This window comes from Pseudoalteromonas sp. MSK9-3 (assembly GCF_003590335.1).
Classification (GTDB): domain Bacteria; phylum Pseudomonadota; class Gammaproteobacteria; order Enterobacterales; family Alteromonadaceae; genus Pseudoalteromonas.
The window spans coordinates 1-973 of sequence record NZ_MIET01000061.1 but is presented as its reverse complement, the minus strand read 5'-3'; the positions used below and the strand labels follow the sequence as shown (position 1 = coordinate 973).

Here is a 973-nt window from a genome sequence, read left to right as displayed (position 1 = left end):
GATGATTGCCGAATTAGGCGTGAAGGAGCAGCATCAGTGTTCGCAGGGCTTAGGCATATCGCTTTTAATCACCTAAAAGCTGAAACGAGCTTTAAGAAAGGTATGCCCGCAAAGCAAAAGAAAGCGATGCGCAGTACAGATTACCTTGAAAAGGTCTTGAATTTATAATGTCTTTTCATGCTCTTGCCCTGGCCCAAAATCAACCTCGGTTTCTTCGATAAGTGTAAAATAACCGTCTTTTTCTTCGAGTTGAAGTGCAATTGAAAAATATACAGATTGAGCTTTTTGGGGGTCCTCGTTGAAGCCAACGCCAATTGAGAAAGACACTTTTCCTTGTGCTTCTTGCGATAGTAAATTTTGCGTTTCCTTGAAATTGTTAACTGCAAGTTCTGAAAGCTTAAATGTGTATTCAGTTTTTGCGGGTTCCGATGAAAATAAGCCATTTTGCGCAGCTATGCTATCTCGTTTTTCGAGAGCGAGTGGAAATGTAAAATCCCTAAGTCCCTTTTCATTTTCCAAGCTGAGACTCAGTTTAATTTTTTCCATTTTTAGTGTGAAAGGTTCTGACACCGTTATTTTTGAACGTATTTGAAAAGGGTCTAAGGCAGCAAAGCTCTGTTCATCAAAGTTACGATATTTAAGCATGGTCGAGATGGGAATGCTCGAGCAACCAAATAAAAAAAGAACTGTAAAAACTAAGAAAAACTTCTTCATTATCTCTCCATGATAGACGGCTAACTATTTAGTATTTATGCAGCACGTTGTTTGTGCTGCATAATCGCTTGTTGAACGAAGCCGCTAAGCGGCAGAAAAACATCATTCATACTTAAACTCTGGAACATCGCCATGTTGGTGGTGTCACACTGGAGTTAATACCATGAATGACCTCGAACAAAAACATTTCGACTTCCTTTATCTTCAACATCTTACCAACTTAAAATTACAAGGTAAACGACCCGCTACCATTGATGCA

General features: G+C 39.3%; 1 protein-coding gene. It reads right to left on the bottom strand.

Annotation, left to right across the window (positions count from 1 at the left end; translation table 11 throughout):
- Positions 1–162: 162 nt before the first annotated feature.
- Positions 163–714 carry a hypothetical protein gene (locus tag BGP78_RS20650; RefSeq protein ID WP_119863167.1) on the bottom strand — a complete coding sequence of 184 codons (552 nt, stop codon included), beginning with the start codon at positions 712–714 and terminating at the stop codon, positions 163–165.
- Between the last annotated feature and the right edge of the window lie 259 nt (positions 715–973).